At 32.4% G+C, this 601-nt stretch carries 1 pseudogene; it reads left to right on the top strand.

Features of this window, described 5'->3' with window-relative positions:
- Window positions 1-233: pseudogene (locus tag ACFINU_RS10340) on the top strand (hypothetical protein); the annotation flags it as partial.
- Window positions 234-601 lie beyond the last annotated feature (368 nt).

The following is a 601-nucleotide window of genomic DNA, read 5'->3' as shown; positions in this document are numbered from 1 at the left end:
AATTGATTGTCGAGCGCTGTGATCATTTACCCGATGTCTTTACTTTACGTGATATTCATCAAAGAAGTTGGATCGGTTTAACAGATAATAGAGCCGTTAAGCAAGCTTTAGAGCTCTTATGTCGTTCCAATCATATTCGTCAAATATCAGTGGAAAATAGCTCTCAAAGCGGTCGACCTACCATACGCTATGAATGGAATCCTTTCGTTAAAAACAACAGCATAAAACAATGAAGTCATTGTAATCTTTTGTTATTCTTAAAACCTTCAAAGATCTTATCGTACCAACAGAGGGTTTACGAATTATCTTTGAGGGTTTTTGTTTTATCATTTTTTAAAGAAGAAACATAAAGAGTCCTTTTAACCTTGTGTCAAAGATATCCAAAACACAACCTCTATAGGTTTTGACGGGGTTTTGAGTTTTGAGGGTTGCCCCTTTTAGATAAAAAAACGATAAAAAATAAAAACATTATTTTTCAATGTGTTAAGATTTTACATATCTTAAAAAAACAACCTCTATTGATAATGCAATCTATAAATTCAACTAATAATATACGTTTTGAGGGGGTTTTGACGGTTTTTACACCTTCAAAACCTATAAG

Source organism: Bartonella sp. AC130YNZD (assembly GCF_042196865.1).
Taxonomy (GTDB): Bacteria; Pseudomonadota; Alphaproteobacteria; order Rhizobiales; family Rhizobiaceae; genus Bartonella.
This window is presented reverse-complemented; position numbering and strand designations above follow the sequence as displayed.